Genomic DNA, 25,800 nt, shown 5'->3' with positions numbered 1-25,800 from the left:
TTTTTATTCTTCCTTTTTGATTAGTTGGGAGGTATTCAAAAACTCCGATATGGTAATTTTTGGGGTTCCATAAAGGTATATTCCGGAATTTCCCGTGGCGTTGATATTAATATCGCCAAATGCATACACCCTGGCATTGGCATTTCCGGCAATCGTAAGTGTACAGGAGCCTATTTGCATACCTTCGCCCCTGTACTTGGCAGATTGCAGTAAATTTACCTGTAATCGTTCGGATGTGCCCTCCATGGTCAAGGAGGAATTGCCCTCGAGATCCAATGCTCCAGTATTGAGTTGGGCATAAACATAGGCTTGGGCCCTTTTGTTCAGGTCAATGTTCAAAGAATCTACTTCCACATGAAAATCCCCGCTGCTCGTATCTTCCAGATTTATATCCATTACTGCAGCATTGGCCTTTATGTCGAATTTGGTGTTGTTGAACCCATCCACAAACAATTCGTTGGATTGAATTACATCCTTGGAGAGAATACTGCCATTTTTTAAGGTGATTGCCTGCAGTTCGGTATAGTTAACGGTTATTTGCAATTCTTTTCTGGCCGTAATATTGTAATAAGAACTGATTACCAAAGTTCCATCTTCCACTTCAAATTTTAGTATGTCGACCAAATTATCATCCGCGATAAGGTGATAACCTGGACCCAATGCTCTATTGAGTGTGATTTCAAGGTCATCATTTAACATAATGGCAGTAAAGGGCGGAAGTTCCTCGCTTATTTCAGTAACGATTCTACTGCCTTTTATTTTGGGTTTACGTTGGGCAATGGAAAGTATCGGGGTCAATATCAACAGTAGGATTAGTAACTTTTTCATGACGGTTCTCTTTTTGATGAAGGGAAATGCTTTTTAAAGATATGCAATTCACTTCAAAATCTATTCCAACAAAAAAAGCCCATCCAAAAACGGACGGGCCTTCTCACTAATATAAATGTAATCTTAATGGTTGAGTTCTTCTTCGTTCTCTTGAAGCGGAACGTTTTGCGGAACAAAATCCTGCCCTGCAATAATGTACTCTCCATTTTCGTATGTTTTGCTATAATCGTAGGCCCAACGGTAAACATGTGGAATTTCTCCCGGCCAGTTACCGTGAATATGCTCTTGAGGGGTTGTCCATTCCAATGTATTGGCACCCCATGGATTAACAGGTCCTTTTTTACCATAGAAAATACTGGAGATAAAGTTGTAAACGAATATTAACTGGGCAAAACCAGCAATAATCGCAAACACGGTCATCAAAACCTGTACATTGGTCAGTTCATCGAACATTGGGAACGCCGTATTCTCATAGTAACGTCTTGGCACACCGGCCATACCCACAAAATGCATTGGGAAAAAGACACCGTAGGAACAAACTGCAGTAATCCAAAAGTGGACATAACCCAAATTTTTGTTCATCATTCTTCCATGGAACATTTTTGGGAACCAATGATAAATGCCCGCAAACATACCATACAGGGCGGATATACCCATTACCAAATGGAAGTGGGCAACAACGAAGTATGTATCGTGAACGTTGATATCGAGCGTACTGTCACCTAAAATGATACCTGTTAAACCACCTGTAATGAAAGTGGACACCATACCTATTGAAAAGAGCATTCCAGGATTGAGCTGGAGATTACCCTTCCATAAGGTGGTAATCCAGTTAAATGCCTTCACCGCAGAAGGAATAGCTATCAAAAGTGTCGTAAACGTAAATACTGACCCCAAAAACGGATTCATACCGGACACGAACATGTGGTGGCCCCATACTATAGTGGATAAAAATGCAATGGCCAGAACAGAGGCAATCATCGCCCGATATCCAAAAATTGGTTTACGTGCATTAACGGCCATTACCTCCGAAACTATTCCCATAGCAGGAAGAATAACGATATATACTTCCGGGTGACCCAAGAACCAGAACAAGTGTTCGTACAATACCGGGGACCCCCCTTGATAATGCAATACTTCACCTTGAATAAAGATATCCGACAAGAAGAACGATGTACCAAAACTTCTGTCCATAATCAACAACAAGGCTGCCGAAAGCAATACCGGGAACGAAACTACACCGATTATTGCGGTCACAAAAAATGTCCAAATTGTCAAAGGCAGACGTGTCATGGACATTCCCTTGGTCCTAAGATTGATAACGGTTACGATATAGTTCAATGACCCCAACAATGAAGATGCGATAAATATGGCCATGGATACCAGCCAAAGGGTCATACCCATACCAGAACCTGGCTGAGCCATGGGCAGTGCACTCAATGGTGGATAGATGGTCCAACCTGCTGCTGCAGGTCCAGCTTCCACGAACAATGAAATAATCATGATCACAGAGGATACGAAGAACATCCAGTAAGAAACCATGTTCATGAACCCAGATGCCATATCCCGTGCACCGATTTGCAATGGAATCAACAGGTTACTGAAAGTACCACTCAATCCCTGCGTTAATACAAAGAACACCATTAATGTACCGTGAATGGTAACCAATGCCAAATAGATATCGGCATCCATTACACCGTCTGGGGCCCATTTGCCCAAAACAGCTTCAAAAATACCGAAAGATTCGCCTGGCCAAGCCAATTGCATTCTAAACAACAATGACATGGCTATACCTATGAATCCCATGATCAGACCCGTAATGAGATATTGCTTGGATATCATCTTGTGGTCCTGACTGAAAATATATTTTGTTATGAAGGTTTCCTTATGGTGATGTCCGTGATCATCGTGGTGATCATCGTGATTTACATGGGCTACTTCAGACATATTCCAATTAATTTATTTCGTTATTCTCTTTTGTTTGTTATTCTACCGAAGCTGTTTCGCTCAATTCAATATCAGCGTCATCTTCCAAGTTATGTGCTTGCTCCGTTTCATCGACCATAACAGTTTCTTTAAAGGTTTTCTGTTCGGCAAGCCATTTATTGAACTCTTCCTCGGTTTCCACTATAATCTTCATCTGCATGTTATAATGGGATTTTCCGCATATTTTGTTGCACAGCAATACGTAATCGAACTCCCACGGTTCGTTATTTGGTATCCCTTCTGCTGCTTTTTGTGCCCTAATGGCATTGGTTCTTTTTACCTTGTCCACAACATCTGGGTTTAAACGCATTTCTTCTGTTGTAACTGTTGGTGTAAAAGAGAACTGGGTAATCATACCGGGCACACAGTTCATCTGCGCCCTAAAGTGGGGCATGTATGCAGAGTGCAGTACATCTTGTGACCTCATTTTAAAGTTCACTTTTCTTCCTACGGGCAAGTGCAATTCTTTTACAATAATGTCATCTTCTGCGTTGGGGTCGGACTCATCCAAACCGAGTACATTGGCATTGGCAATATCAATCAAACGAACATTGGCTTCACCAAGAACGTTGTCGTCTCCACCGTATCTAGCAGTCCAGTTAAATTGTTGTGCGTAAAGTTCCACAATCAACGGATCATCATCTTCGTTGATGTCCATGATATTGGTCCATGTGTACAATCCCCAAAGAATCAAACCAGCCAGTACAATTACTGGAATAATGGTCCAAATGAACTCCAATCTGTCATTATCCGCAAAAAAGAGTGCTTTTTTACCCTTTTGTCCCCTGTACTTATATCCAAAATAGTGGAGCAAAGCTTGTGTTATGGTTTGAACAAAGAATATAATTGCGAAAGAAACCCACATCAATTGGTCGTAATCTGCCCCGTGCTCGGATGCAGCCTCAGGCAAAAGCATCTTATAATACTTGGCAAAACTGAAAATAGTTATTCCGTAAATAAAAATCAGGAAGGCGAATAATAGGTAGCCGTTATTTTTATTATCGGAATCGTTCGCAATCTCATCGTGCTCTGTTTTTGTTTGCGATAATTCAAAAATTTTGGTCATCTGCCAAATTGCAATCGCAACCAGTACTAAAACAGTTAATGTTAATAATGCAGTCATCGTATATCTATCTAAGACTTAAATCGTCGTATTGTATTAATAATGAAAATGTCTACTCTCCTCAATAAATGGGTTTCGTTTGGGCTGTAATGGTGCCTTTGTCAAAGCAGTAAACACCCAGTAAACGAACAAACCTCCGAAGAACAAAATACCACCAATCTCTGGCAATCCAATAGACCATTGGTCACCAACCGTTGCAGGCATTATCATATTAAATATATCCAAATAGTGGCCAAATAGAACCACAATACCTGTCATGATCACAAACCAGTTGATTCTCTTGTAATCACTGTTCATAAGCACCAATAACGGGAACACAAAGTTCAAGACCAACATTCCAAAGAACGGCAGTTTATAATCTTGAATCCTCGCCACGAAATAGGTTACCTCTTCTGGTATATCAGCATACCAAATCAACATGAATTGGGCGAACCAAAGGTAGGTCCAGAAGATACTGATACCGAACATAAACTTGGCCAAATCGTGGATATGGCTGTCATTTACATCTTCCAAATATCCTTTTGACTTTAAGTAAACGGTTACCATTGCAATTACTGTAATGCCCGAAACGAACATACTGGCAAACACATACCATCCGAACAGGGTGCTGAACCAGTGTGGATCTACACTCATGATCCAGTCCCAGGACATCATGGATTCGGTTACCAAATAGAATACCAAGAAACCAGCGGACCATCTGAAGTTTTTCACAAAGTTGCTGTTATCATCGGACTCATCCTGTGCCAAGGACAGTTTTCTTGAATATTGGCGGTAAAAAATCCATCCACCCAAGTATATGGCCGCTCTTATCAAAAAGAAGGTCGGGTTCAAGTATCCGGCTTTACCTTGCAGCAATTTATCGTGTGCCACTACTTCGGGATCCATCCATACAAACATGTGGTTCATGTGCAATGTGGACAACAATAAAATCACAAATACGATGATTCCGCCCGGAACCAGATAAGCTGTAATTCCTTCCATGACCCTAAAGAGCAATGGGGACCAACCTGCTTGTGCGGCGCGCTGTATGGCATAAAATGCCAAGACACCCAATGATATCATAAAGAAAAAGAATGCAGCTACGTATAGTGCGGACCATGGCCTATTTTGCAATTGGTGCAATAAATGGGTGTCGTGGGATGTGTCGTGTGCTTCCCCATGCGAAGCTTCTGCACCGTGACCTTGTTCTTCACCATGGCCATCGGTTGCTTCCTCTGCATGCCCTCCACCATGACCATCGTCATGTACTGCTACCATGGCCTTGGCCTCTTCTACAGTTGATGGGGCAGACATAAAACCAATTACAAGGAATATAAATCCAAGCCCCATGGCTATGAAAGATCCTATTCTAAGTTTGTTTGAAAAGGTGTACATAGTTTCTTCTTATCCTATTATTTTGTTAGGTCTTCCTTTAACTTCATTACATATTCGGACACTTGCCACATCTCCTCCTCACTGGCAAACTGAGAGGCGTATGAGCCCATGGAGTTCAATCCGTAATAGATTGTGTGATATGTGGTTCCAACTGTAATATCCCTAGCTACGTCATCATAGCTGGGAACACCCAATATTTTTTCTCTCTTCACAAGATTGCCCTGCCCATCTCCTTTTGGCCCATGGCATACGGCACAATAAATTGCATAAAGCTCTGCTCCTTTTGCCAAGTTCTCTTCTTGTTTCAGGGAATCCAAAGGGCTTTTGTTCAATCTTGCTAGTTCCTTACCTTCCGGAGTGTTTTCAAACCCATAGGGCATGTATCCTCTGGAAATGGTACCCTCTGGTGGCAAAAGGGCCTCTGTCCCATCGGGGAACAACCCATTGTCCACACCTTGATAGGTCTCATATCCTACAGGTTCGTACATGTTTGGCATGAATTGGTAGTTTGGACTGTTCTTGTCCGCGCAAGAAGTTGCGAACATCACCAAGACCAAAGCAACACTTATTTTACCTAATTGCTTCATATTATTAAGACTCCTTTTCTGTAACTTTTACTTCTACCGCACCTGTTTCCCACAACAAATCGGCAAGTTCATTTTCGTTATCGTGCAACCCTATTTCCATTAAAAAGTGGTCGTCGGTTGTACGTTTATCGGGGTTTTCCGCTTTTTTGAACGGCCACATTCTACTTCTTAGGTAAAAGGTGATCACCATTAAGTGGGCTGCAAAGAAAACCGTAAGCTCGAACATGATCGGAACAAAGGCCGGCATGTTTTCCAAGTAACTAAAGCTTGGCTTGCCACCGATGTCCTGTGGCCAATCCTCGATCATGATATAGTTCATCATAACTACGGCAACCGTCAACCCCAAACATCCGTACAGGAAAGAGGTAATAGCTATCCGGGTATCCGCCAGTCCCATCGCCTTGTCCAGACCGTGAACAGGAAACGGAGTGTACACTTCCTCAATATGATGGTGCTCTGCCCTAACCCTTTTTACGGCATGCATCAACACATCGTCATCGTTGTAAAGTGCTTGTATAACTTTTGATGCCATAATTATTTTTTATCGTTTAACAACTTTGCTTGACCGGCCCAATCATCGCGCTGTGCACGACCTGGGAATCTTCCTGTAATGGAGTCCAGCAAATCATACTCTTTTTCTGTCATTCTAGCGACCTGTACATAGGTAAAAATACCTATCTCGTTCAAGGTACGTTCCATTTCAGGGCCCACACCTTTTATTTTTTTCAAATCGTCGGGGGTTTCTGTTGCCGAATCAAAAGTTCCGATAGCGCTCAACAGTTCAGAAACTCCTACTTTATCGCCAACCGTTGGTTTGGGCTCGCCCATCAAAACATCATCGGCAATAGGCTCATCGTAGCTGACCACCTTGTTTACACCTTGTGGCATTTGATACAAAGGTTTTCCCGCATCCCTTAGTTTTTTGTATTTCTCCCCCGATGATTTCAAGATTGATTTTACCTCAGCCTGTGCAATTACAGGAAATGTCCTTGAATACAACAGGAACAGTACAAAGAAGAATCCGATGGTTCCGACAAAGATTCCGATATCCACAAAAGTCGGGGAGAACATGGTCCAAGAAGACGGCAAGTAATCCCTGTGCAATGAGGTTACGATAATTACGAAACGCTCGAACCACATACCAATATTCACTACAATAGAGATAAAGAAAGAGAACATGATGCTGGTACGCAATTTTTTGAACCACATAAACTGTGGGGAGAACACGTTACAGGTCATCATGGACCAGTAAGCCCACCAGTAAGGTCCTGTAGCCCTGTTCAAGAAGGCGTACTGCTCGTACTCCACACCGGAGTACCATGCAATGAACAACTCCGTGATATAGGCACATCCTACGATGGATCCCGTAATCATGATTACAATGTTCATCAATTCGATATGCTGTACGGTGATATAGGCTTCAAGGCTGCACACTTTTCGCATAATGATCAAAAGTGTGTTCACCATGGCAAATCCAGAGAAAATCGCACCTGCAACAAAGTACGGTGGGAAAATCGTGGTGTGCCATCCTGGAATTACCGAGGTAGCAAAGTCAAAGGATACAATGGTGTGTACCGAAAGTACCAAAGGCGTGGCCAAACCGGCCAATACCAAGGAAACCTCCTCAAAACGCTGCCAATCCTTTGCGCGACCTGTCCAACCAAAGCTCAACAGGCTATATATTTTCTTTTGGAACGGTTTTACCGCTCTGTCGCGAATCATGGCAAAGTCAGGTAAAAGACCTGTCCACCAAAATACCAATGATACCGAAAGATAGGTTGATATCGCAAACACGTCCCAAAGCAAGGGCGAGTTAAAGTTCACCCAAAGCGAACCGAATTGGTTAGGAATGGGAAGTACCCAGTAACCCAACCATGGACGTCCCATGTGGATAATCGGGAACAAACCTGCCTGTACAACCGAGAAAATGGTCATCGCCTCTGCAGAACGGTTAATCGCCATTCTCCATTTTTGACGGAAAAGCAAGAGTACAGCCGAAATAAGTGTACCTGCGTGACCAATACCTACCCACCATACAAAGTTGGTGATATCCCAGGCCCAGTTAACGGTTCGGTTAAGACCCCAAACCCCAATACCCGTGGAAATGGTATAAATGATACATCCTAGACCCCAGAGGAATGCCACTAATGCAATGGAGAATACAATCCACCATTGTTTATTGGCCTTTCCCTCAACCGGACGGGCAATGTCCACTGTTACATCGTGGTATCCTTTGTCTCCGACCACTAAGGGCTTTCGAATAGGTGCTTCGTAATGCGACGCCATAATTTATCTTCTAGTTACTTCTTTTTTATTGATTAAGCCTCGTTGGTGTTTCTAACCTTCACATGGTAGAACACATTTGGTTTTGTTCCTACATGCTCCAACAAATGGTACATTCTATCATCTTCTTTCAAGGCTGCCACTTTACTGTCGTGGTCATTGATATCACCAAACACCATGGCTCCACTGCTACATGCTGCGGAACAGGCTGTTTGGAACTCACCATCCTTGATCACTCTTCCATCTCTCTTGGCATCCAAAATGGTTTTTTGGGTCATTTGAATACACATGGAGCATTTCTCCATAACACCCCTTGAACGTACATTAACATCTGGGTTAATAACCATTTTACCCAAGTCGTTGTTCATGTTAAAGTCAAACTCGTCGTTATCACTATATAAGAACCAGTTGAACCTACGAACTTTATATGGACAGTTGTTGGCACAATATCTAGTACCTACACATCTGTTATAAGCCATATGGTTTTGACCTTGCCTACTGTGCGATGTAGCAGCCACTGGACAAACCGTTTCACAAGGTGCATGGTTACAGTGCTGGCACATTACAGGTTGGAAAGCCACTTGTGGGTTGGCAGATGGATCTTCCATCTCCCTGAATCCGCCAAGAGAACCTTTTTCTCCCCAAAGACCATCCATGCTTTCCTTCTTCTCGTTATCCTCTTCAAAGGTCTCTTCGGAAGAATAATACCTGTCGATTCGCAACCAGTGCATATCCCTTGAACGACGCATTTCAGCTTTACCAACAACAGGAACGTTGTTCTCTGCATGACATGCTATAACACAAGCACCACATCCGGTACATGCATTTAAGTCGATGGACAAATTAAAGTGATGTCCAATGCTTCTATCAAATTCATCCCATAGATCCGCATCCGGCGAAGTCACTGGAATTTCTTGGTGATTCAATGATACGTGAGGCATTGGGTTCCACTCCGCATGGTCTTTGGTATTGAATATTTCCAAGGAGGTTTCCTTGATGATATCCCCTCTACCCATCAATGTTTTATGTGATTGGATACAAGCAAACTCGTGTACCCCGTCCGACTTTTCGACAGTTACGGACTGGACATTGGAGAAGTTTCCATACAAAGTATATGCGTTGACCCCAGTGGCCATCTCCTCTTGCATTCCAGCTTTTTTACCATAACCAAAAGATAGACCAACAGTACCTATTGCCTGACCTGGCTGGACAATTACCGGAACACTATCCAACACTTTACCATCCACGGTCAATTTCACGTAGCTACCATTAACACCACCGTCGGCCTCAATTGTATTTTCAAGTCCCCAAGATTCTGCATCAGCTTTGGAAACCGTTACATAATTGTCCCAAGACACCCTGGAAATAGGATCGGGGAACTCTTGCAACCAAGGGTTGTTGGCCTGACGGCCATCACCCATCCCAACTTTGGAGTAGAGCACCAACTCAGTGCCCGGGCTTGTTGAATTTACCAAAGAACGGATTGCTGAGGCTATCGGAACTATTTCAGGCTGACCTTCTTCAGATGCAGTAATAGTTGTTGCCTCAGTATCTTCAATAGCCACTGCAGGTGCGGCGAACACACCATCTTGCAATGCTTGGTTCCAAGATCCACCCTGAAGCACATCTGCACTCCAAGTTTCCTTTATGTACTCGTAGTATGTTTTCTCGACACCCATCCATGTCAAAAGTGCTGTTTGAAACTGTTTTGTATCAAACAACTCGCGAATGGCTGGTTGCATCAAGCTGTATTCTCCTTTTTTGAACTGGGCATCACCCCAAGACTCCAGATAATGTGAAGCTGCAGCCACATAACTGGACGCTTGTGCCGTTTCATCATTGATATATGCAAAGTCAACCGACACGTCCACTTGCTCAAGCCCGGAGAGGAACTCTTCAGCATTTGGCAATGTATACGCTGGGTTAACGCCGTCCATGATCAATGCCCCAACACGTCCTGCGTTCATATCGGCAACCAATTTGGCCACTTTTGCAGCATCACCTTGGCGTACATATTTTGGTTTTTCAGGATCAAAGGCTTCGCTGGCCAATAATTTGTTGATGGCCAACACAACAGTCTGTGCATTTTCGTCATTAAGACCGCTTACAACAACTGCTTTGCTACCTGCTTTTTTGATCTCGGCCGCAACTTTATCAACAGCTTGATCAACATCAGAGGTACCTCCACCAACACTACTGCCGTTCAACTTACCATACAATTTGGCAAGGGCAATTTTTTGCTGTGTAGGCGTCATCGGATATCGCTTGTCGGCATTGGCACCCGTCAAAGACATGTTAGCCTCCAACTGAACGTGTCTCGACATTTTTCCATTTTTTGGAACACGCCCTCTGGCATAGCCAGAGTCGTAACCCCCACCTTGCCAATCCCCAAGAAAATCCGCTCCGAAAGAAACGATCAAATCGGCCTTCTCAAAATCGTAATCGGCCAAGGCACGCTCACCATAAGCTTTTTGGTATGCATTCAATGCGGCATCTTCGGAAATGGCATCGTAAACCACATGGCTCACATTTTCTCCGTAAGTTGCCTTAAACTCAGATATTAATTTTGCAGTTGAGGGACTGGCGTGAGTCTGCGTCAACAAAACCACCTGCTTGCTTGAACCCTTCAAGGCATTCAACTTGGCCCTAACGGTTGCATCCAACACCTTCCATTCCACGGGCTCACCATTGGCCATTGGCCCCTGAACCCTTTTGCTATCGTACAAGGTCAAAACAGAAGCCTGCACCCTTGCATTGGCACCTCCGTTGACCTTGGCCTCGGCATTGTTTTCAATTTTGATGGGCCTTCCCTCCCTGGTCTTCACCAAGATGCTGGCAAAATCAAAACCGTCCGCAATGGTAGTGGCATAGTAATTGGCCACTCCGGGAACAATACTGTCCGGCTGCACCACATAGGGAATGGATTTATGAACAGGGCCCTCACAGGCCGCCACTGTAGCGGCTGCCGTACTAAAACCTACATATTTCAAGAAATCCCTACGGGATGTGTTCGAGGAAGACAGGTTTTCCTTGTCGCCCAAAAATTCATCAACGGGAATCTCTTCGGTAAACTCGTTGTTTTTTAGCGCCTCAACAATGGAATCGTTCGGATTCAGCTCCGCTTCACTTTTCCAATATTTTTTGTTTGATGCCATACGATATATCTGAGATTATCTTCTTTTAATTCTTAATAGTGACACTTTCCACATTCAAGACCACCCATCATGGCGGCGGTCAATTTCTCTACCCCATACTTCTTGGACAACTCCTCGTGAATCGCTTCGTAGTAAGCATTGCCCTGAACCTTGACATTGGTCTCGCGGTGACAATTGATACACCACCCCATGGTCAATGGAGCGAACTGCTCCACAACCTCCATTTCCTCGACCGGGCCGTGACAAGTCTGGCACTCGACACCGGCAACAGAAACGTGCTGGGAGTGGTTGAAATAGGCAAAATCGGGCAATTGGTGAATCCTGACCCACTCTACAGGTTGTGTCTCGCCCGTATAGCTTTGGTTTTCTTCATCCCAGCCTACTGCCTTGTATAATTTTTTGATTTCCCCGGTATAAAATTCATTGGTATGGCCTGCTGCCAAATCCTCTGCAGATGGACCTTCCGGATTACCGGTGTATTCGTATATGGATTTGTGACAGTTCATACAAACATTCAAAGATGGAATCCCTGAAGTTTTTGACACCCTAGCAGAAGAATGACAGTATTTACAGTCAATATTATTGTCACCAGCGTGAATTTTGTGCGAGAAATGGATTGGCTGCACAGGGGCATAACCTTGATCCACACCAATTTGCATCATCCAACCATAGGCGAAATAGGCACTGGCCAATAGCAAGAACACCACACTTACCAAAACCAAGAACTGGTTTTGGACAAATGCTTTCCAAAGAGGCAAACGCTTTTCTTTTTCCTTCTCAAGAACAACCCCATTGGCTTCGGCGATTCTTCGCAAGGTCTTGTTCACCAAGACCAACATGACCACCAAAAGACCGAATACCAAGGCCAAGGCCCCAAGAATCATCTCATTGGATATTCCCGAACTCGAACCAGTTGCCTCTCCTCCAGCCGTTGTTGCAGTTGCAGTAGCTGCAGGTGTAGATGGAGGTGCGGCTGTATAAGCCAAAATATCGTCAATATCCTCGTTCGACAATGTTGGAAATGGCGTCATTGCCGCCTGATTGTACTCTGCGTAAATCTTGTTTGCATAGGCATCGCCGGAAGATATAACAGCAGGACTGTTTTTTATCCACTCATAGATCCATTCTTTATCCAACCCCTCATCTTCCATCAACCTTGTTTCCACATTGGCCAATGCAGGACCGGTCATTTTCCTGTCCAAGGAGTGACATGCAGCACAGTTCTGGTTAAACAATTGCTTCCCCTTTACCGGGTCGCCCCCAACAGCATCGGCAGTTTGTTCCGCTGCAGCATCCGTAGCGACCTCAGCCTCTTCCTGTGCATAAAAAGATGATGAGAACAATAGGAAAGTTAAACCTAAAACTTTAGAAAATAGATGGCGGTATAAAACCTTTTTCATATTCGTGAAATTTCTATCGAAATCTTTGGCATGATTCTTTCTATTGAGTTTGAGAGCAATAGCTTTTTACCCTGCCAAGAATGGCAACAAAAGTAAGACATACAGTCATTTTTTGAAATGTTAAGGTATTTATAACTTATAATTTATAAGGATTCTAAATAACATTGCTCCCACATGATTAACCCATAATAATCTACATTTGCAACAAGCGTAAACGATACAACAAAGGAACAATATGAAAACCACTGTATTTGCAGCAATTTTAATTGGCTTAACAACGCATCTTTCGGCTCAGAACGCCCAAGTGAACATTCAACAAGACCCAAAGATCGATGAATTGGTAAAACTCTACACCAAGGTTAGCTCCAATACCGGATATTATCAGATTCAAGTAGGTTTTGGCAACTATAAAAAAGCATTGGATCTCTTGAACCAAGTGGAAGTTGATTTCCCGGACTGGTATTCCAAAATAGAGTTTGAATCCCCCACCTACCGAGTTAGACTGGGACGGTTCAAGACCAAATTGGAGGCCGAAAGGAAGTATTTGGAGGTGCGTAAAAAATATCCGCATGCCATGCTACTAAAACCGAAAGAAAAAGAATCTTAGCCATAAAAAAATCCCGCTTTAAAGGCGGGATTTTTTTTATTCGATCATCTCTTCCTACAGCTTTTTCTTCACTGCTACTTCTTGGAAGGCTTCTATAATATCACCCTCCCTAACATCATTGTAGTTTTTAACCTGTAGTCCACAATCATATCCTTTGGACACTTCCTTGACATCATCTTTAAATCGTTTCAACGAGGCCAATTCCCCAGTGTAGATCACTACACCGTCCCTGATCAACCTGATGCGTGAGTTCCTGAATATTTTACCACTGGTGACCATACAACCGGCAATGGTTCCGATCTTGGAAATCTTGAAGGTTTCCCTAACTTCGGCGTTACCCGTGATTTCTTCTTTCATCACTGGGGACAACATACCTTCCATGGCATCTTTAAGGTCGTTGATCGCATCATAAATGATGGAGTACGTCCTGATATCGATTTCCTCCTTATCCGCAATGGTCCTGGCATTGCCCATTGGCCGTACGTTAAATCCGATTATAATCGCATCGGAAGCACTTGCCAACAACACATCGGACTCTGTTATGGCCCCAACTCCTTTATGGATAATATTCACCTGTATCTCGTCGGTGGACAATTTTTGGAACGAATCCGTCAAGGCCTCCACCGAACCATCCACATCACCTTTAAGGATAATGTTCAATTCCTGGAAGTCGCCCAAGGCGATTCTACGTCCAATTTCATCCAAGGTGATATGGCGTTGTGTTCTTACGGATTGCTCACGTTGCAACTGCGAGCGTTTCGCTGCAATCTGTTTTGCCTCACGCTCATCTTCCAACACATGGAATCTATCACCTGCCTGTGGCGCTCCATCCAATCCCAAAATTGAAATTGGCGTGGATGGCCCGGCACTTTCTATGTTCTTACCTCTTTCATCGTGCATTGCCTTGACCTTACCACTACAGGTTCCGGCCAAAACGTAATCACCTATGTTCAAGGTACCGGTCTGCACCAAGATCGTGGCCACATACCCTCTACCTTTATCCAAGAAAGCTTCTACAACCGTACCGGATGCAAGCCTGTTCGGATTTGCTTTAAGTTCCAACAACTCGGCCTCCAACAGTACTTTCTCCAACAGTTCTTTAACCCCTTCCCCTGTTTTGGCAGAAATATCGTGGGACTGAACTTTTCCTCCCCAGTCTTCCACCAACAGGTTCATACTGGCCAAGCCCTCTTTGATCTTATCGGGGTTTGCTGTAGGTTTATCAACTTTGTTGATTGCAAATACAATCGGCACCCCCGCTGCCTGGGCATGGCTTATCGCCTCTTTGGTCTGAGGCATAATATCATCGTCCGCGGCAATTACAATAATGGCAATATCCGTTACTTGGGCGCCACGGGCTCGCATTGCGGTAAACGCCTCGTGACCCGGTGTATCCAAGAATGTTATTTTTTGTCCATCTTCCAACGAAACTCCGTAGGCTCCGATGTGCTGTGTAATTCCACCGCTCTCGCCAGCGATTACGTTTTCTTGACGAACATAATCCAACAAGGATGTTTTACCGTGGTCTACGTGCCCCATAACGGTAACTATGGGTGCACGGGATTTTAAATCCTCAGGGACATCCTCTACCTCTTCGATGGTTTCTTCGATTTCAGCGGTTACAAATTCAACTTCGTAACCAAATTCATCAGCCACGATGGAAAGGGTTTCGGCATCCAAACGCTGGTTCATCGTTACCATGATACCCAAGGACATACAGGCCGAAATAATCTGGGTCGTGGAAACATTCATCATGGTTGCAAGCTCATTGACCGTAACAAACTCGGTCACCTTGAGGATTTTGCTCTCCATTTCTTGTTTCTCAAGATCTTTCTCCGTTTGTTGACGGTGCTGATCTCTCTTTTCCCTACGATATTTGGCGCCTTTGCCCTTACTGGATTTGCCTTGAAGCTTCTCCAAGGTTTCCCGTACTTGTTTTTGTACTTCCTCCTCGGTTGGCTCTACTTTAGGCGCAGTTGAACGCTGTCCTTTTCTTGCAGCACCTCCTCTTATATTTCGGCCACCACCAGCTTGTGGGCCATTCTTCACAATTCTTCTTCGGCGTTTTTTACGCTCTCCGGCATCGGATGAACCGCCTTTGGCTTTTTGGCTATCCTCTTTCTTCTTTTTGGCAGGTTTCTTGAACTGGGAAAGGTCAATTTTATCCCCGGTTATCTTGGGGCCTGAAAGCTTTTGGTATTTTGTCTTTATGGTTCCGTTTTCGGCTCCTTCGGACTCTTCTTTGCTTTCGGCACTTTCTTCTTTGGCCTCAGCCTCTTTCTTTTCTGGGGCCTCAGCTTCCAACTTTTCAGTCTTTTCTTTGGCTGGCGCCACTTCTTTTACTTCTTCTTTGGCTTTTTCAGGCTCAGCTTTTGGCGCTTCTTCCTGTTTCGGCTCCTCTTCCTTGGGTTTATCTGGTTTTTTATCCAAATCAATTTTACCCACGGTCTTGGGCCCGGAAAGTTCGGCCTTGGCTTTTACAACTTGCTGTTCCGCTTCTTTTTTCTCTTTGGCCAATCTGCGCTCTTCTTGTTCTTTTTCCATTCGGATTCGGATGGCCTCCTTTTCCTTGCGCTTTTCTTCACCAACTTCCTTGGAAGCAACCTTTTTGCTCTTATCCGTTTGGAATTCATCCAACAGAACTTGATACACCTCATTGGATATTTTAGTGGTAGGACGCGCCTCTACCTCGTGCCCCTCCGAGGCTAGGTAATCGACTGCCCTATCCAGTGAAATGTTCAATTCTCTAAGAACTTTGTTAAGTCGTATTGTTGGATTTTCTGCCATAAATAATTTTACTTGCCCTAAATTTTCGCTGCTAATATAAGCCTAATCTTCAAATTCTTCCTTGAGGATGCGAACGACCTCTTGGATTGTTTCTTCTTCTAGATCGGTTCGCTTTGCCAAATCTTTTACATCTTGCTCCAAAACGCTACGTGCAGTGTCCAGTCCGATCTTCTTGAATTCTTCGATCACCCAGCTTTCTATCTCATCGGAAAACTCGGTCAACTCCACATCTTCCTCCACACCTTCGCGGAACACATCTATTTCGTAACCAGTCAATTGACCTGCCAATCGTATGTTATGCCCACCCCTACCAATGGCCTTGGAAACTTCCTCTGGCTTAAGGTATACTTGAGCTGTTTTTTTCTCGTCGTTCAATTTAACGGACGACACCCTAGCAGGACTAAGTGCCCGGGTCACCATTAATTGTGGGTTGTTGGTCCAGTTGATCACATCAATGTTTTCGTTGCCCAACTCACGCACAATTCCGTGGATTCGGGACCCTTTCATACCCACACAGGCTCCAACGGGGTCAATTCTATCATCGTAAGAATCCACTGCGACCTTAGCTTTTTCACCAGGGATACGAACCGCTTTTTTAATGGTGATCAATCCATCGAACACCTCAGGAATTTCCTGGAAGAACAATTGCTCCAAGAAAATCGGTGAGGTTCTGGACATGATAATGGTAGGCTTGTTCCCTTTAAGCTCCACACTCTCGATAATACCACGAACGTTGTCCCCTTTACGGAAAAAGTCGGAAGGAATCTGTTTTTCTTTTGGAAGGATGATCTCGTTTCCCTCATCATCCAACAAAATAACCGCACGATGCCTTATATGGTGCACCTCGGCCGTATAGATTTCACCTTCCAAGTCCTTAAATTGTTTGTAGATGGTGGTATTGTCGTGCTCATGGATTTTGGAGATCAGGTTCTGACGCAATGCCAAAATCGCCCTCCTACCCAAATCAATCAGCTTCACCTCTTCCGAAACGTCTTCGCCCACCTCAAAATCGGGTTCGATTTTTCTAGCTTCGGACAAGGATATTTCCTCGTTGGGTTCTTCTACTTCACCATCTTCAACAACCACACGGTTTCTCCATATCTCCAAATCCCCTTTATCGGGGTTGATAATAATATCAAAATTGTCGTCAGAACCAAATTTTTTCTTGAGCGCACTTCGGAACACTTCTTCCAAAATCGCCATAAGGGTAACCCTGTCAATAAACTTATCGTCCTTAAACTCCGAAAAGGATTCGATGAGCGCTAGGTTTTCCATTTTCTACTACAATTAAAATTTTAATTTAACTTTTGCCTCTTGAATATCAGAAAATGCGATTTCCTGCTTTTTCTGCACTGTAATCTTTCCTTTACCCACTGGTTTGGGCTCTCGCGCCTTCCATTCCAAGGTAATACTATCTGTCGAGGTTTCCACCAGTGTTCCCTCCAATTTCCCGGAGCTGGTCTTTACCTGTAATTTTCTTCCAATATTTTTGTTGTACTGACGCGGCAATTGCAAAGGCGATGTAGCTCCAGCCGATGTCACCTCCAAGGAAAAATCTTCCTCCTCACGATCCAAGTTATGTTCAATGGCCCGGCTAACGTTCATACAATCTTGCAGACTAACTCCTTGATCACCGTCCAAAACGACTTTGATGCTATTATCGCCGCCAACCGTAAAATCAACCAAGAACAAGGAAGAATGTTCTTCCAGTGCATTGTCCAACAATTGCCTCACTTTATCCTTCAACATAAGAAATCAGTAATAAAAGAGGGGACTCAAGGTCCCCTCATGAATACTTTTATATCCGTTCAGTTTTGCAAATATACAACAAATAATATCGCATTTGCAACTCATTCAACCACAAAAATAAAGCTTTTGCCATCTACTTTTCAGTGCATTACAATAATTTATAAATGACCGACTTCCCAATAATCCCATAGAACATGAATGCCATTTACAGGGGTAATTTACAAACGTAACAACAACAATCCCTACATTAATATAGGGTTAACATTCGTTTCACCCCCTTTCACAACAAATATTTTGAAGCTAGAGAACCCCCGCTAATTTTGCAGTACAATCAATTAAAGTACATGGGCACAACCTCTTTCTTCGATAAGAAGATGAATCATTTTCCGAATGGATGGATGCTGATCATTGCATTTTTCCTACTGGGAACATTTCTTTCATTTTCCCAAACCACTATTTGGAGCGAAAGCTTCTCCTATCCCGATGAAACTTCCAACGGAACGGCCACAGGCCCGTCCAATACAAATTGGTCTTCCAACAACCCCGGAAGGTTAAGGGTCATTGACAACGGACTTGAAGGCAAAAATCTGGGCACTGAAAGTATTTTTCAAACAGGGCCTATAAATATATATGGGTACACCGCCGTGGATTTTAGCATGAACGCTACGGTTTTTCAGGCCAATCGATTTGAAAACTCAGACTATTTTATTGGGGAATATCGTATTGATGGAGGTTCGTGGGTAAAGTTTGAAGATGCTTCCGGGGCTACTTCGGACCCATTGGACACCTCGTACACGGTTAACCTCCCCTCAACGGGCTCCACTTTGGAAATCAGGGTAAGAATGTACAATGATTCAGGCAACGAACGATATTATTTGGACAATTTGACCGTGAATGGAGTTTTGGACCTATGTAATGGTGAAATTGATTTTGAATTTTATGATAGTGCACCTTCCGGGTACACCACGGACAATATTCCCACAACGGGTTATCAGGGAGCCGGGACTTTTACCAGCTTTAATGTTGATGCACTACAAAACCAAGAAGACCCCGGAGATGCCGACGATTTCAGTATTCGATATTCGGGCTACATTCAAATCGATACGGAAGGTTCGTATACCTTTTTTACATCATCGGACGACGGCTCCAAGCTTTTTATTGATGGAACCGAAGTGGTTGACAATGACGGAAACCATGGCACACAGGAAAGGTCTGGCAACATTTCGCTGACCACTGGACTGCACGATATTACCATTCTTTTTTTTGAAAACGGGGGAGGTGAAACACTGAATGTACAATATCAAGGCCCTTCCTTGTCCAAACAAAATGTCCCATTTTCAAAACTATACTCAAATTGTAGTGTAGATGATACTTTTGAAGATAACGAACCACCATCCATTACTGCTACGGGAGACCAAATTTATTGTCCCGGCGATACGATTTCTGTTGTTGAAAGTATAGATATTTCTGACGCTGACAGCAGCACGTTGGACGGTGTTTATGTACAGGTTACTTCAAATTACGATGTTTCAGGCGATGTTCTGAGCTTAACGGGAACACACCCCAACATAACGGCCAGCTATGACACTTCCGAAGGAAGGTTGTTCTTGGAAGGACCGGCTACCTTGGCCGAATTTGAGGCAGCCATTGGCGCTGTAGTTTTCCAAACTACGGCCACCGTAAGCAGTGGAGACACAAGAACATTTTCCATAGTTATGAACGAGACCAACTATTTGGAATCGACAGGGCACTATTATGAGTATGTCCCTTCCATAGGAATTACTTGGACCGCTGCCCGAGATGCCGCAGCCTTAAGAACATTTTATGGGCTCCAAGGCTATTTGGCCACCATTTCCAGTCAAGACGAATCGGACCTGTTGGGTTCACAAGCACCGGGAGCGGGTTGGATCGGGGCAAGTGATGCCACAACCGAAGGAGATTGGTACTGGGTAACCGGCCCTGAAGCAGGAACCTTGTTCTGGAGGGGAACCCGCGGCGGAACCGCTTTTGGGTATGAATATTGGAATTCCGGTGAGCCCAATCAATCAGGAGACGAGGATTATGCCCACATCACCGCCCCAGGAGTTGGCTTGCCCGGGTCTTGGAACGACCTTTCCAACACAGGAGCTGCCAGCGGAGACTATCAACCAAAAGGATATTTGGTGGAATATGGAGGTATGCCCGGCGACCCCACTCATCCAGACTTGGCAGCTACGACAATGATCACTGTAGAGACAACAGCACCTACAGCAAGTGCCCCAGATCCAATAGCGGTAAATTGTTCGGCTGATATTCCTACACCGGATGTAACCGTAATAACAGATGAAGCTGATGATTGCGATCCAAATCCAACGGTGACTTTTGTGAGTGAGGTTAGCGATGGGGGAAGCAAGCCCGAAATCATTACTCGTACATATAGGATTACGGATAGGGCCGGAAACACCACCGATGTGGAGCAGACCATTACGATAACACCATTCACCATATCATCCCAACCCACAGATCAAACAGTTGTTATGGGCAATAATGGAGGTTTTTCGGTTACAGCTATCAACGTAGATACCTATCAATGGGAAGTAAGCACAGATGGAGGCAGTAATTTTACCCCTATAATGGATGGAACTGAATATTCGGGAACGCAAACAGCAAACCTCAGTGTAAACTCGCCGGACACCTCTAAAAATGGATATATCTTCCGCGTACTTGCCTCCAACAGTACCGGAAGCTGCAACCCAATTACTTCGGACGAGGCATCTTTAACCGTAAAAACAGGAAGAGTCATCACCAACCGAGGGGTAACTTACCGCGTGAACAGCAACTAGCGCATTGCCTAAAACCTCATAAATGTCCCTTGTAGGTAATTCACAATTGTTGTAATTGCTTCAAGTTGGAAGTTTTTCCATTGGTATTTCCCGCCACAAGGTGGCATCAAAAATTCAATTGAAAATATGCTGCCCATGTATCGAAATAAAACATACTTTCGGTAAAGAATAATGACACTGGAAAATAAAGTTCAATTGGTTGAAAAGTTATTTGATCAATTGGAGAAAGAAACCCTTCAATTTCAAGAAGCATCTGGAATTGGCTGTGTTTCGGGTTGTGGAAAATGTTGTACTTACCCTAATATTGAAGCTTCTCCTTTGGAGTTTTTACCTTGGGCATTTCATCTATTTTTATCTGGCAAAGCGGAGGATGCACTTACAAGCATCAATAAGTATCCGACCATGTCCTGCTTTATACTGACACCTGTTTCCATTATAGGTAAAGGCCATTGTGGGAGTTACCGCCATAGAGGCTTAATATGCAGATTATTTGGCTACGCCGCGAACAGGGACAAATATGGCAATTTACGATTGGTAACCTGTAAAACCATCAAAGAAGAGCAGACCGATAACTATCTGGTTGTATCCGAGGCTATTTTAAAAGAAATAATGCATATCCCCGTCTTTACAGACTATTACATGCAATTGAGCCAAATCGATTTTCAATTGGGCTCCAAAACAATGCCCATAAACAAAGCCCTTAAAATGGCTTTGGAGGAAGTTTTACAATATTATACATACAGACCTGTTCCCAGTTTGGACAGGGAGTGTGTTTAAAAGAATCCTGCATTAAAAAAACAAGCCCCTTAAATCATTGATTTAAGAGGCTTTCTGTTGGCCTACAAGGACTCGAACCTTGAACGACTGAACCAAAATCAGCTGTGTTACCAATTACACCATAGGCCAGTACCGTATTTGAGCGTGCAAATTTATAACAAACTTTGGTTTCAACAAATATTTTTCACAAGAATGCACCCTATTTTTCTTGAACAAGGGTGTTAAAGGTTTTCCAAAAAGGGTTAGGCATCTGTTCTAGATTTACTAAATTCGCCACAATTCGGTTAATAACCAACTCTATGTTTGCAAAAGACTTCAAAAAATGGGATACCATCCTTGGGTGGGTTTCCTTCGCCATCGCGTTTATAGTTTATGCCCTGACCGTTGAACCCACAGGAAGTTTTTGGGATGCAGGGGAATATATTTCCACTTCGGCAAAATTGCAGGTTGGCCACCCACCAGGGGCACCATTGTTGCAAATGATAGGGGCTTTCTTTGCCATGTTTGCCTTTGGCGATGTAACCAAAATAGCCCTTATGGTTAATGCAGTCTCCGTTGTTTCGAGTGCATTTGCCGTATTGTTCACTTTCTGGACCATTACCAGTTTGGTCGGGAAATTGGTTTCCAAAAAGAGTAAAATGACCAATAGCAAAGCCATTGCTGTTTTTGGAAGCGGACTTGTTGGGGCGCTTGCCTTTACTTTTTCAGATAGTTTTTGGTTCAATGCCGTAGAGACCGAAGTATACGCTATGGCCAGTTTAATTATGGCCCTGTTGCTCTGGCTGGGCTTAAAGTGGACCGACAACTTGGGCGACCCCAGGGGCCACCGTTGGCTTATGCTTATCTGTTTTGTGATCGGCCTTACCTTCGGAATCCAGTTTATGGGCTTTTTGGCCATTCCATCAATAGGTTTGCTCTATTACTTTAAAAAGTACAAGACCACAACGGTAAAGAACTTTTTATTGGCCAATATTGCAGTGGTGGCGGTGCTCATTCTGGTTTACAAATTCTCTTTGACCTATGTATTGGAGCTTTTTGGCTGGAGCGAGGTTTTCTTTATCAATCAGATTGGCCTCCCGTTCAACTCAGGTTCCATTATTATGGGACTCCTATTTGTTGCCGCCTTCTATTTTGGTTTGAAATATACCCGAAAACATAATTACTACAATGCAAACATCGTGGTACTTTGCCTCATGTTCCTTTTTCTTGGATTCTCGTCTTGGTTGATGCTTCCCATTCGTGCAAACGCCAAAACCGTGGTCAACGAAAACAACCCTGCCGATGCAAGGGCCCTTTTGGCCTACTACAACAGGGAACAATATCCCGGTGTGGACAGTCCCGTTTATGGCGCTTATTATTCGGATACCTTTGCTCCCGCTGGAGAAGATAGGGATGACAGTCCCAAATATGAAAAAGATCTGGAACTGGGCAAATATGTTATTGTAAACCACTACAAAGGTGCCTTGCCCGGGCCCAACGAAAAGCATGTGGGCATTTTGCCCAGAATGTGGAGCGACCAACATGCAGAAAATTACATGCGCTATTTTGGTGCGCTGGAATTTAGGATAAAATCGGAATACATCTCAAACAACGAACTCAGGGATGCCGTAAACCAATTTAAAACCGCATACTCCCAAGGGGAGCTGGACACTGAACAATACATCCGATTTTTACGGGAATTTGGCCAGTATATTGAGGTGGACCCTCCAACATTGGGGCAAAACCTAGAGTATCTTTTCGATTTCCAGTTCAGTTATATGTACATGCGCTACTTTATGTGGAATTTTGTCGGAAAGCAAAACGATGTACAGGGTAGGTACGATGAAAATGGAAACTGGCTCAGCGGTATCAATTTTATTGACAGCATTAGGTTGGGAAGCCAAGAAAACCTCCCCAGCGACTGGGAAAACAACAAAGGACGCAACACCTATTTCTTCCTTCCGTTGCTGCTCGGAATTTTGGGCATTGTGTTCCAGATATCCAAAAACCCGAAACAGTTCTGGGTATTGTTCGTATTCTTTATATTTACGGGTCTGGCGATTCAGTTTTACACCAACCCCTACATCTTCCAACCTAGGGAAAGGGATTATTCCTTAGTGGGATCTTTCTACATTTTCTGTATTTGGATTGGCATTGGGGTCTATGGACTCTTTGAAGAATTTAAAAAACTGATTTCTGCAAAAATTGCGGCACCAGCCATTACAACCTTGTGTCTATTGGCCGTACCCCTGTTGATGGCCTTCCAAAACTGGGACGATCACGATAGATCTGACCGATACACCGCCCCGGCCACTGCTAAAGCCTATCTCGACTCCTGCCAAGAGGATGCAGGGGCGATTCTGTTCACTATTGGGGACAACGATACCTTCCCGATTTGGTACGTGCAGGAGATTGAAAACTATAGAACCGATGTTCGTGTGGTAAACACCAGCCTTTTTGCCACCGATTGGTACATAGACCAAATGAAACGTAAAGCCTACGAAAGTGATCCCATCCCTTCACAATTGACCCATGACAAGTATAGCTATGGAACCCGGGATGCGGTTTACTATCAAGGCATTACCGAAAACCGATGGAACATCAAGGATTTTATGAACTGGATCGGGAGCGATAAGCCCCAAACCAAGTTCAGACATATTTTAACCAATCAAGGTGCCGATTTGAGCAACTACTCGGAAAGCACCTTGGACATTGTGTACTATCCCACCAATAAAATCAGGATTCCGGTCAACAAGAAAAATGTACTGGAAAGCGGCTTGGTCAAGGAAAAGGATTCCGCCCTTATTGTGGATTATATCGATATTGACCTGCCAAAGAGCGCACTTCCAAAAAACAGAATACTGATGTTGGATTTGATTGCCAACAACGATTGGAAACGTCCCATCTATTTCTCTGGAGGTAGTTTTGACAGCGCCGAGTACATTTGGATGAAGGATTATCTGCAACTGGATGGCCTGGTGTACAAATTGGTGCCCATCAAAACCCCGAACCGAAACTCCTTTGAAATGGGTCGCATCGATTCCGAATTGATGTACGACATTGTAAAGGATTGGGATTGGGGCAACGCCGGAAGCGATGAAATCTACCACGACCCACAAACGCGCTCCCAAGGGCTATCCTTTAGGAGCAATTTGGCCCGTTTGATGGAAACCCTTATCGAAGAAAACAAAATAGACAAGGCCAAGGACGTGATCAACATTGCCATGGACAATATGCCAGTAGATCATTATGGCTTTTATGCCTTTGTGGAACCATTTGTAGATGGGTACTACAAAGTTGGCGAGACCGAAAAGGCCCGTGCGTTGTTCGGCAAACTGAAAAAAGTATATCAAGAACATTTGGAGTACTATGCCAACATTCCTTTGGATGAGCAATATGATAAAATTGACGATATCCTATCCGATATGCAGGCATACCGCAGGAACATTGATATCCTAATCGAAAACAACGACAAGGAACTGGCCGAATCGGAAACAGTTATTTTTAACGAGTATATAGATAAGTTCTCCCAGTTTGTGGATGAAGAAGAAGAGAGTTTGGACGAACCACTTCCCCTTGACCCGGATATGGAAGATTCCATGCTGCTGGACACCATAGAAAGTGTTCCAGATTCTACACTTCCTGAAGAGTAAAAAACATAAAGAGGCTAAAAAGCTTGTTACCGGTCAGTTCGGGCGCCCGCCTGCCGGACGGGCAGTCGAGAACCTAAGTCAATTTGACGATCAATGGGTTTCGACTTTAGTTTATCCTGAACATAGTTAAAGGGCTCAACCTGACAAAATCAAAATTTTGTCGCTTTTAAGAATTCGCCCTCTTTCTTTATTGGATGTATTCGTTTAGGATACCTATGAGCGTATTGGCGTCCTGCTCACCGCTTTGGCGCCAAACCATCTCACCTTTTTTGTAGATCATTAAAGTAGGCAACCCCTTAATGCGGAGTGCTTGCGAAAGTTCCTTGTTTTTGTCCACATCAATTTTTATAACCTTTCCCTTATCACCAAGGGCAGCGGCCACATCACTCAAAACAGGGTGCATGGAAGTGGACTCCTCGTTCCATTCCGCATAAAAGTCTAACAATACGGGGACTTGTAAATCTATAAGTTCACCAAATTTGGACATGTATTCTAAGGTTTACAATCAAAAGTAAGAAAAAATGTGAATGTTTTTATAGCAGGTCAATGCTTTAGCTTACAGCCCATGGAAAATTCTCTTCGAACCATCCGGCATATAGCACCCTATTACCAAGTCCCATTCCAATATTTGTTCCAGCAAACAGTACAATTTAATCATCATACAACCATATTCCAAAAGCAGTTAATTTA

The 25,800-nt window shown here is 43.8% G+C and carries 17 protein-coding genes and 1 tRNA gene; 4 read left to right on the top strand and 14 right to left on the bottom strand.

Annotation, left to right across the window (positions count from 1 at the left end; translation table 11 throughout):
- Positions 1-3: 3 nt before the first annotated feature.
- From VM932_RS02955 to VM932_RS02915, 9 genes are all read right to left on the bottom strand, one after another.
- Positions 4-828, bottom strand: coding sequence for a GIN domain-containing protein (locus tag VM932_RS02955; protein ID WP_326277071.1), 825 nt, complete (start codon positions 826-828; stop codon positions 4-6).
- A 123-nt stretch (positions 829-951) separates the two neighbouring features.
- Positions 952-2,775 (bottom strand): cytochrome c oxidase subunit I, encoded by a 1,824-nt coding sequence (locus VM932_RS02950; protein WP_163625358.1) that lies wholly within the window; start codon positions 2,773-2,775, stop codon positions 952-954.
- Positions 2,776-2,812: 37 nt separating this feature from the next.
- Complete coding sequence (locus VM932_RS02945; protein ID WP_293167213.1) at positions 2,813-3,937, bottom strand: cytochrome c oxidase subunit II; 1,125 nt, start codon at positions 3,935-3,937, stop codon at positions 2,813-2,815.
- Positions 3,938-3,973: 36 nt separating this feature from the next.
- Positions 3,974-5,311, bottom strand: coding sequence for a quinol:cytochrome C oxidoreductase (locus VM932_RS02940; RefSeq protein WP_326277070.1), 1,338 nt, complete (start codon positions 5,309-5,311; stop codon positions 3,974-3,976).
- Between the two features lie 17 nt (positions 5,312-5,328).
- On the bottom strand, positions 5,329-5,898 hold the full coding sequence (locus VM932_RS02935; RefSeq protein ID WP_326277069.1) for a c-type cytochrome: 570 nt from the start codon (positions 5,896-5,898) through the stop codon (positions 5,329-5,331).
- A 4-nt stretch (positions 5,899-5,902) separates the two neighbouring features.
- Positions 5,903-6,430 carry a DUF3341 domain-containing protein gene (locus tag VM932_RS02930; protein ID WP_326277068.1) on the bottom strand — a complete coding sequence of 176 codons (528 nt, stop codon included), beginning with the start codon at positions 6,428-6,430 and terminating at the stop codon, positions 5,903-5,905.
- Positions 6,431-6,432: 2 nt separating this feature from the next.
- Positions 6,433-8,184 (bottom strand): NrfD/PsrC family molybdoenzyme membrane anchor subunit, encoded by a 1,752-nt coding sequence (nrfD, locus tag VM932_RS02925; protein ID WP_326277067.1) that lies wholly within the window; start codon positions 8,182-8,184, stop codon positions 6,433-6,435.
- Positions 8,185-8,216: 32 nt separating this feature from the next.
- Positions 8,217-11,336, bottom strand: a complete 3,120-nt coding sequence (locus tag VM932_RS02920; RefSeq protein ID WP_326277066.1) for a TAT-variant-translocated molybdopterin oxidoreductase — start codon at positions 11,334-11,336, stop codon at positions 8,217-8,219.
- Positions 11,337-11,368: 32 nt separating this feature from the next.
- Positions 11,369-12,736: a cytochrome c3 family protein gene (locus VM932_RS02915; protein WP_326277065.1), complete on the bottom strand. Its 1,368-nt coding sequence runs from the start codon at positions 12,734-12,736 to the stop codon at positions 11,369-11,371.
- 235 nt (positions 12,737-12,971) lie between these two features.
- Here VM932_RS02915 and VM932_RS02910 point away from each other — a divergent pair, with 235 nt between their 5' ends.
- Entirely contained in the window at positions 12,972-13,343 is a 372-nt protein-coding gene (locus VM932_RS02910; protein WP_326277064.1) for an SPOR domain-containing protein, read from the top strand.
- A 54-nt stretch (positions 13,344-13,397) separates the two neighbouring features.
- Here the strand turns inward: VM932_RS02910 and infB are convergent, their stop codons facing one another.
- From infB to rimP, 3 genes are read right to left on the bottom strand one after another with little or no spacing between them, the layout of a single operon-like run.
- Positions 13,398-16,130: a translation initiation factor IF-2 gene (infB, locus tag VM932_RS02905; protein WP_326277063.1), complete on the bottom strand. Its 2,733-nt coding sequence runs from the start codon at positions 16,128-16,130 to the stop codon at positions 13,398-13,400.
- A gap of 42 nt (positions 16,131-16,172) precedes the next feature.
- The gene (gene nusA, locus VM932_RS02900) at positions 16,173-17,405 is read right to left on the bottom strand and encodes a transcription termination factor NusA (RefSeq protein WP_293167206.1); all 1,233 of its coding nucleotides are present in this window, start codon (positions 17,403-17,405) and stop codon (positions 16,173-16,175) included.
- 12 nt (positions 17,406-17,417) lie between these two features.
- The gene (rimP, locus tag VM932_RS02895; RefSeq protein ID WP_326277062.1) at positions 17,418-17,879 is read right to left on the bottom strand and encodes a ribosome assembly cofactor RimP; all 462 of its coding nucleotides are present in this window, start codon (positions 17,877-17,879) and stop codon (positions 17,418-17,420) included.
- Positions 17,880-18,223: 344 nt separating this feature from the next.
- On the opposite strand from rimP, the gene VM932_RS02890 reads away from it, so the two are divergent.
- Both VM932_RS02890 and VM932_RS02885 read left to right on the top strand, forming a co-directional pair.
- Positions 18,224-20,701 (top strand): PA14 domain-containing protein, encoded by a 2,478-nt coding sequence (locus VM932_RS02890; RefSeq protein ID WP_326277061.1) that lies wholly within the window; start codon positions 18,224-18,226, stop codon positions 20,699-20,701.
- A gap of 171 nt (positions 20,702-20,872) precedes the next feature.
- Positions 20,873-21,478 (top strand): YkgJ family cysteine cluster protein, encoded by a 606-nt coding sequence (locus tag VM932_RS02885; RefSeq protein ID WP_326277060.1) that lies wholly within the window; start codon positions 20,873-20,875, stop codon positions 21,476-21,478.
- 57 nt (positions 21,479-21,535) lie between these two features.
- Here VM932_RS02885 and VM932_RS02880 read toward each other — a convergent pair.
- Positions 21,536-21,607: transfer RNA gene (locus VM932_RS02880), tRNA-Gln, on the bottom strand.
- 170 nt (positions 21,608-21,777) lie between these two features.
- Here VM932_RS02880 and VM932_RS02875 point away from each other — a divergent pair.
- Complete coding sequence (locus VM932_RS02875; RefSeq protein WP_326277059.1) at positions 21,778-25,110, top strand: glycosyltransferase family 117 protein; 3,333 nt, start codon at positions 21,778-21,780, stop codon at positions 25,108-25,110.
- Positions 25,111-25,297: 187 nt separating this feature from the next.
- Here the strand turns inward: VM932_RS02875 and VM932_RS02870 are convergent, their stop codons facing one another.
- Positions 25,298-25,597: a thioredoxin family protein gene (locus VM932_RS02870; RefSeq protein ID WP_163625372.1), complete on the bottom strand. Its 300-nt coding sequence runs from the start codon at positions 25,595-25,597 to the stop codon at positions 25,298-25,300.
- Positions 25,598-25,800 lie beyond the last annotated feature (203 nt).

Source organism: Flagellimonas halotolerans (assembly GCF_035818535.1).
In the GTDB taxonomy this organism is placed as follows: domain Bacteria; phylum Bacteroidota; class Bacteroidia; order Flavobacteriales; family Flavobacteriaceae; genus Flagellimonas; species Flagellimonas halotolerans.
This window is presented reverse-complemented; position numbering and strand designations above follow the sequence as displayed.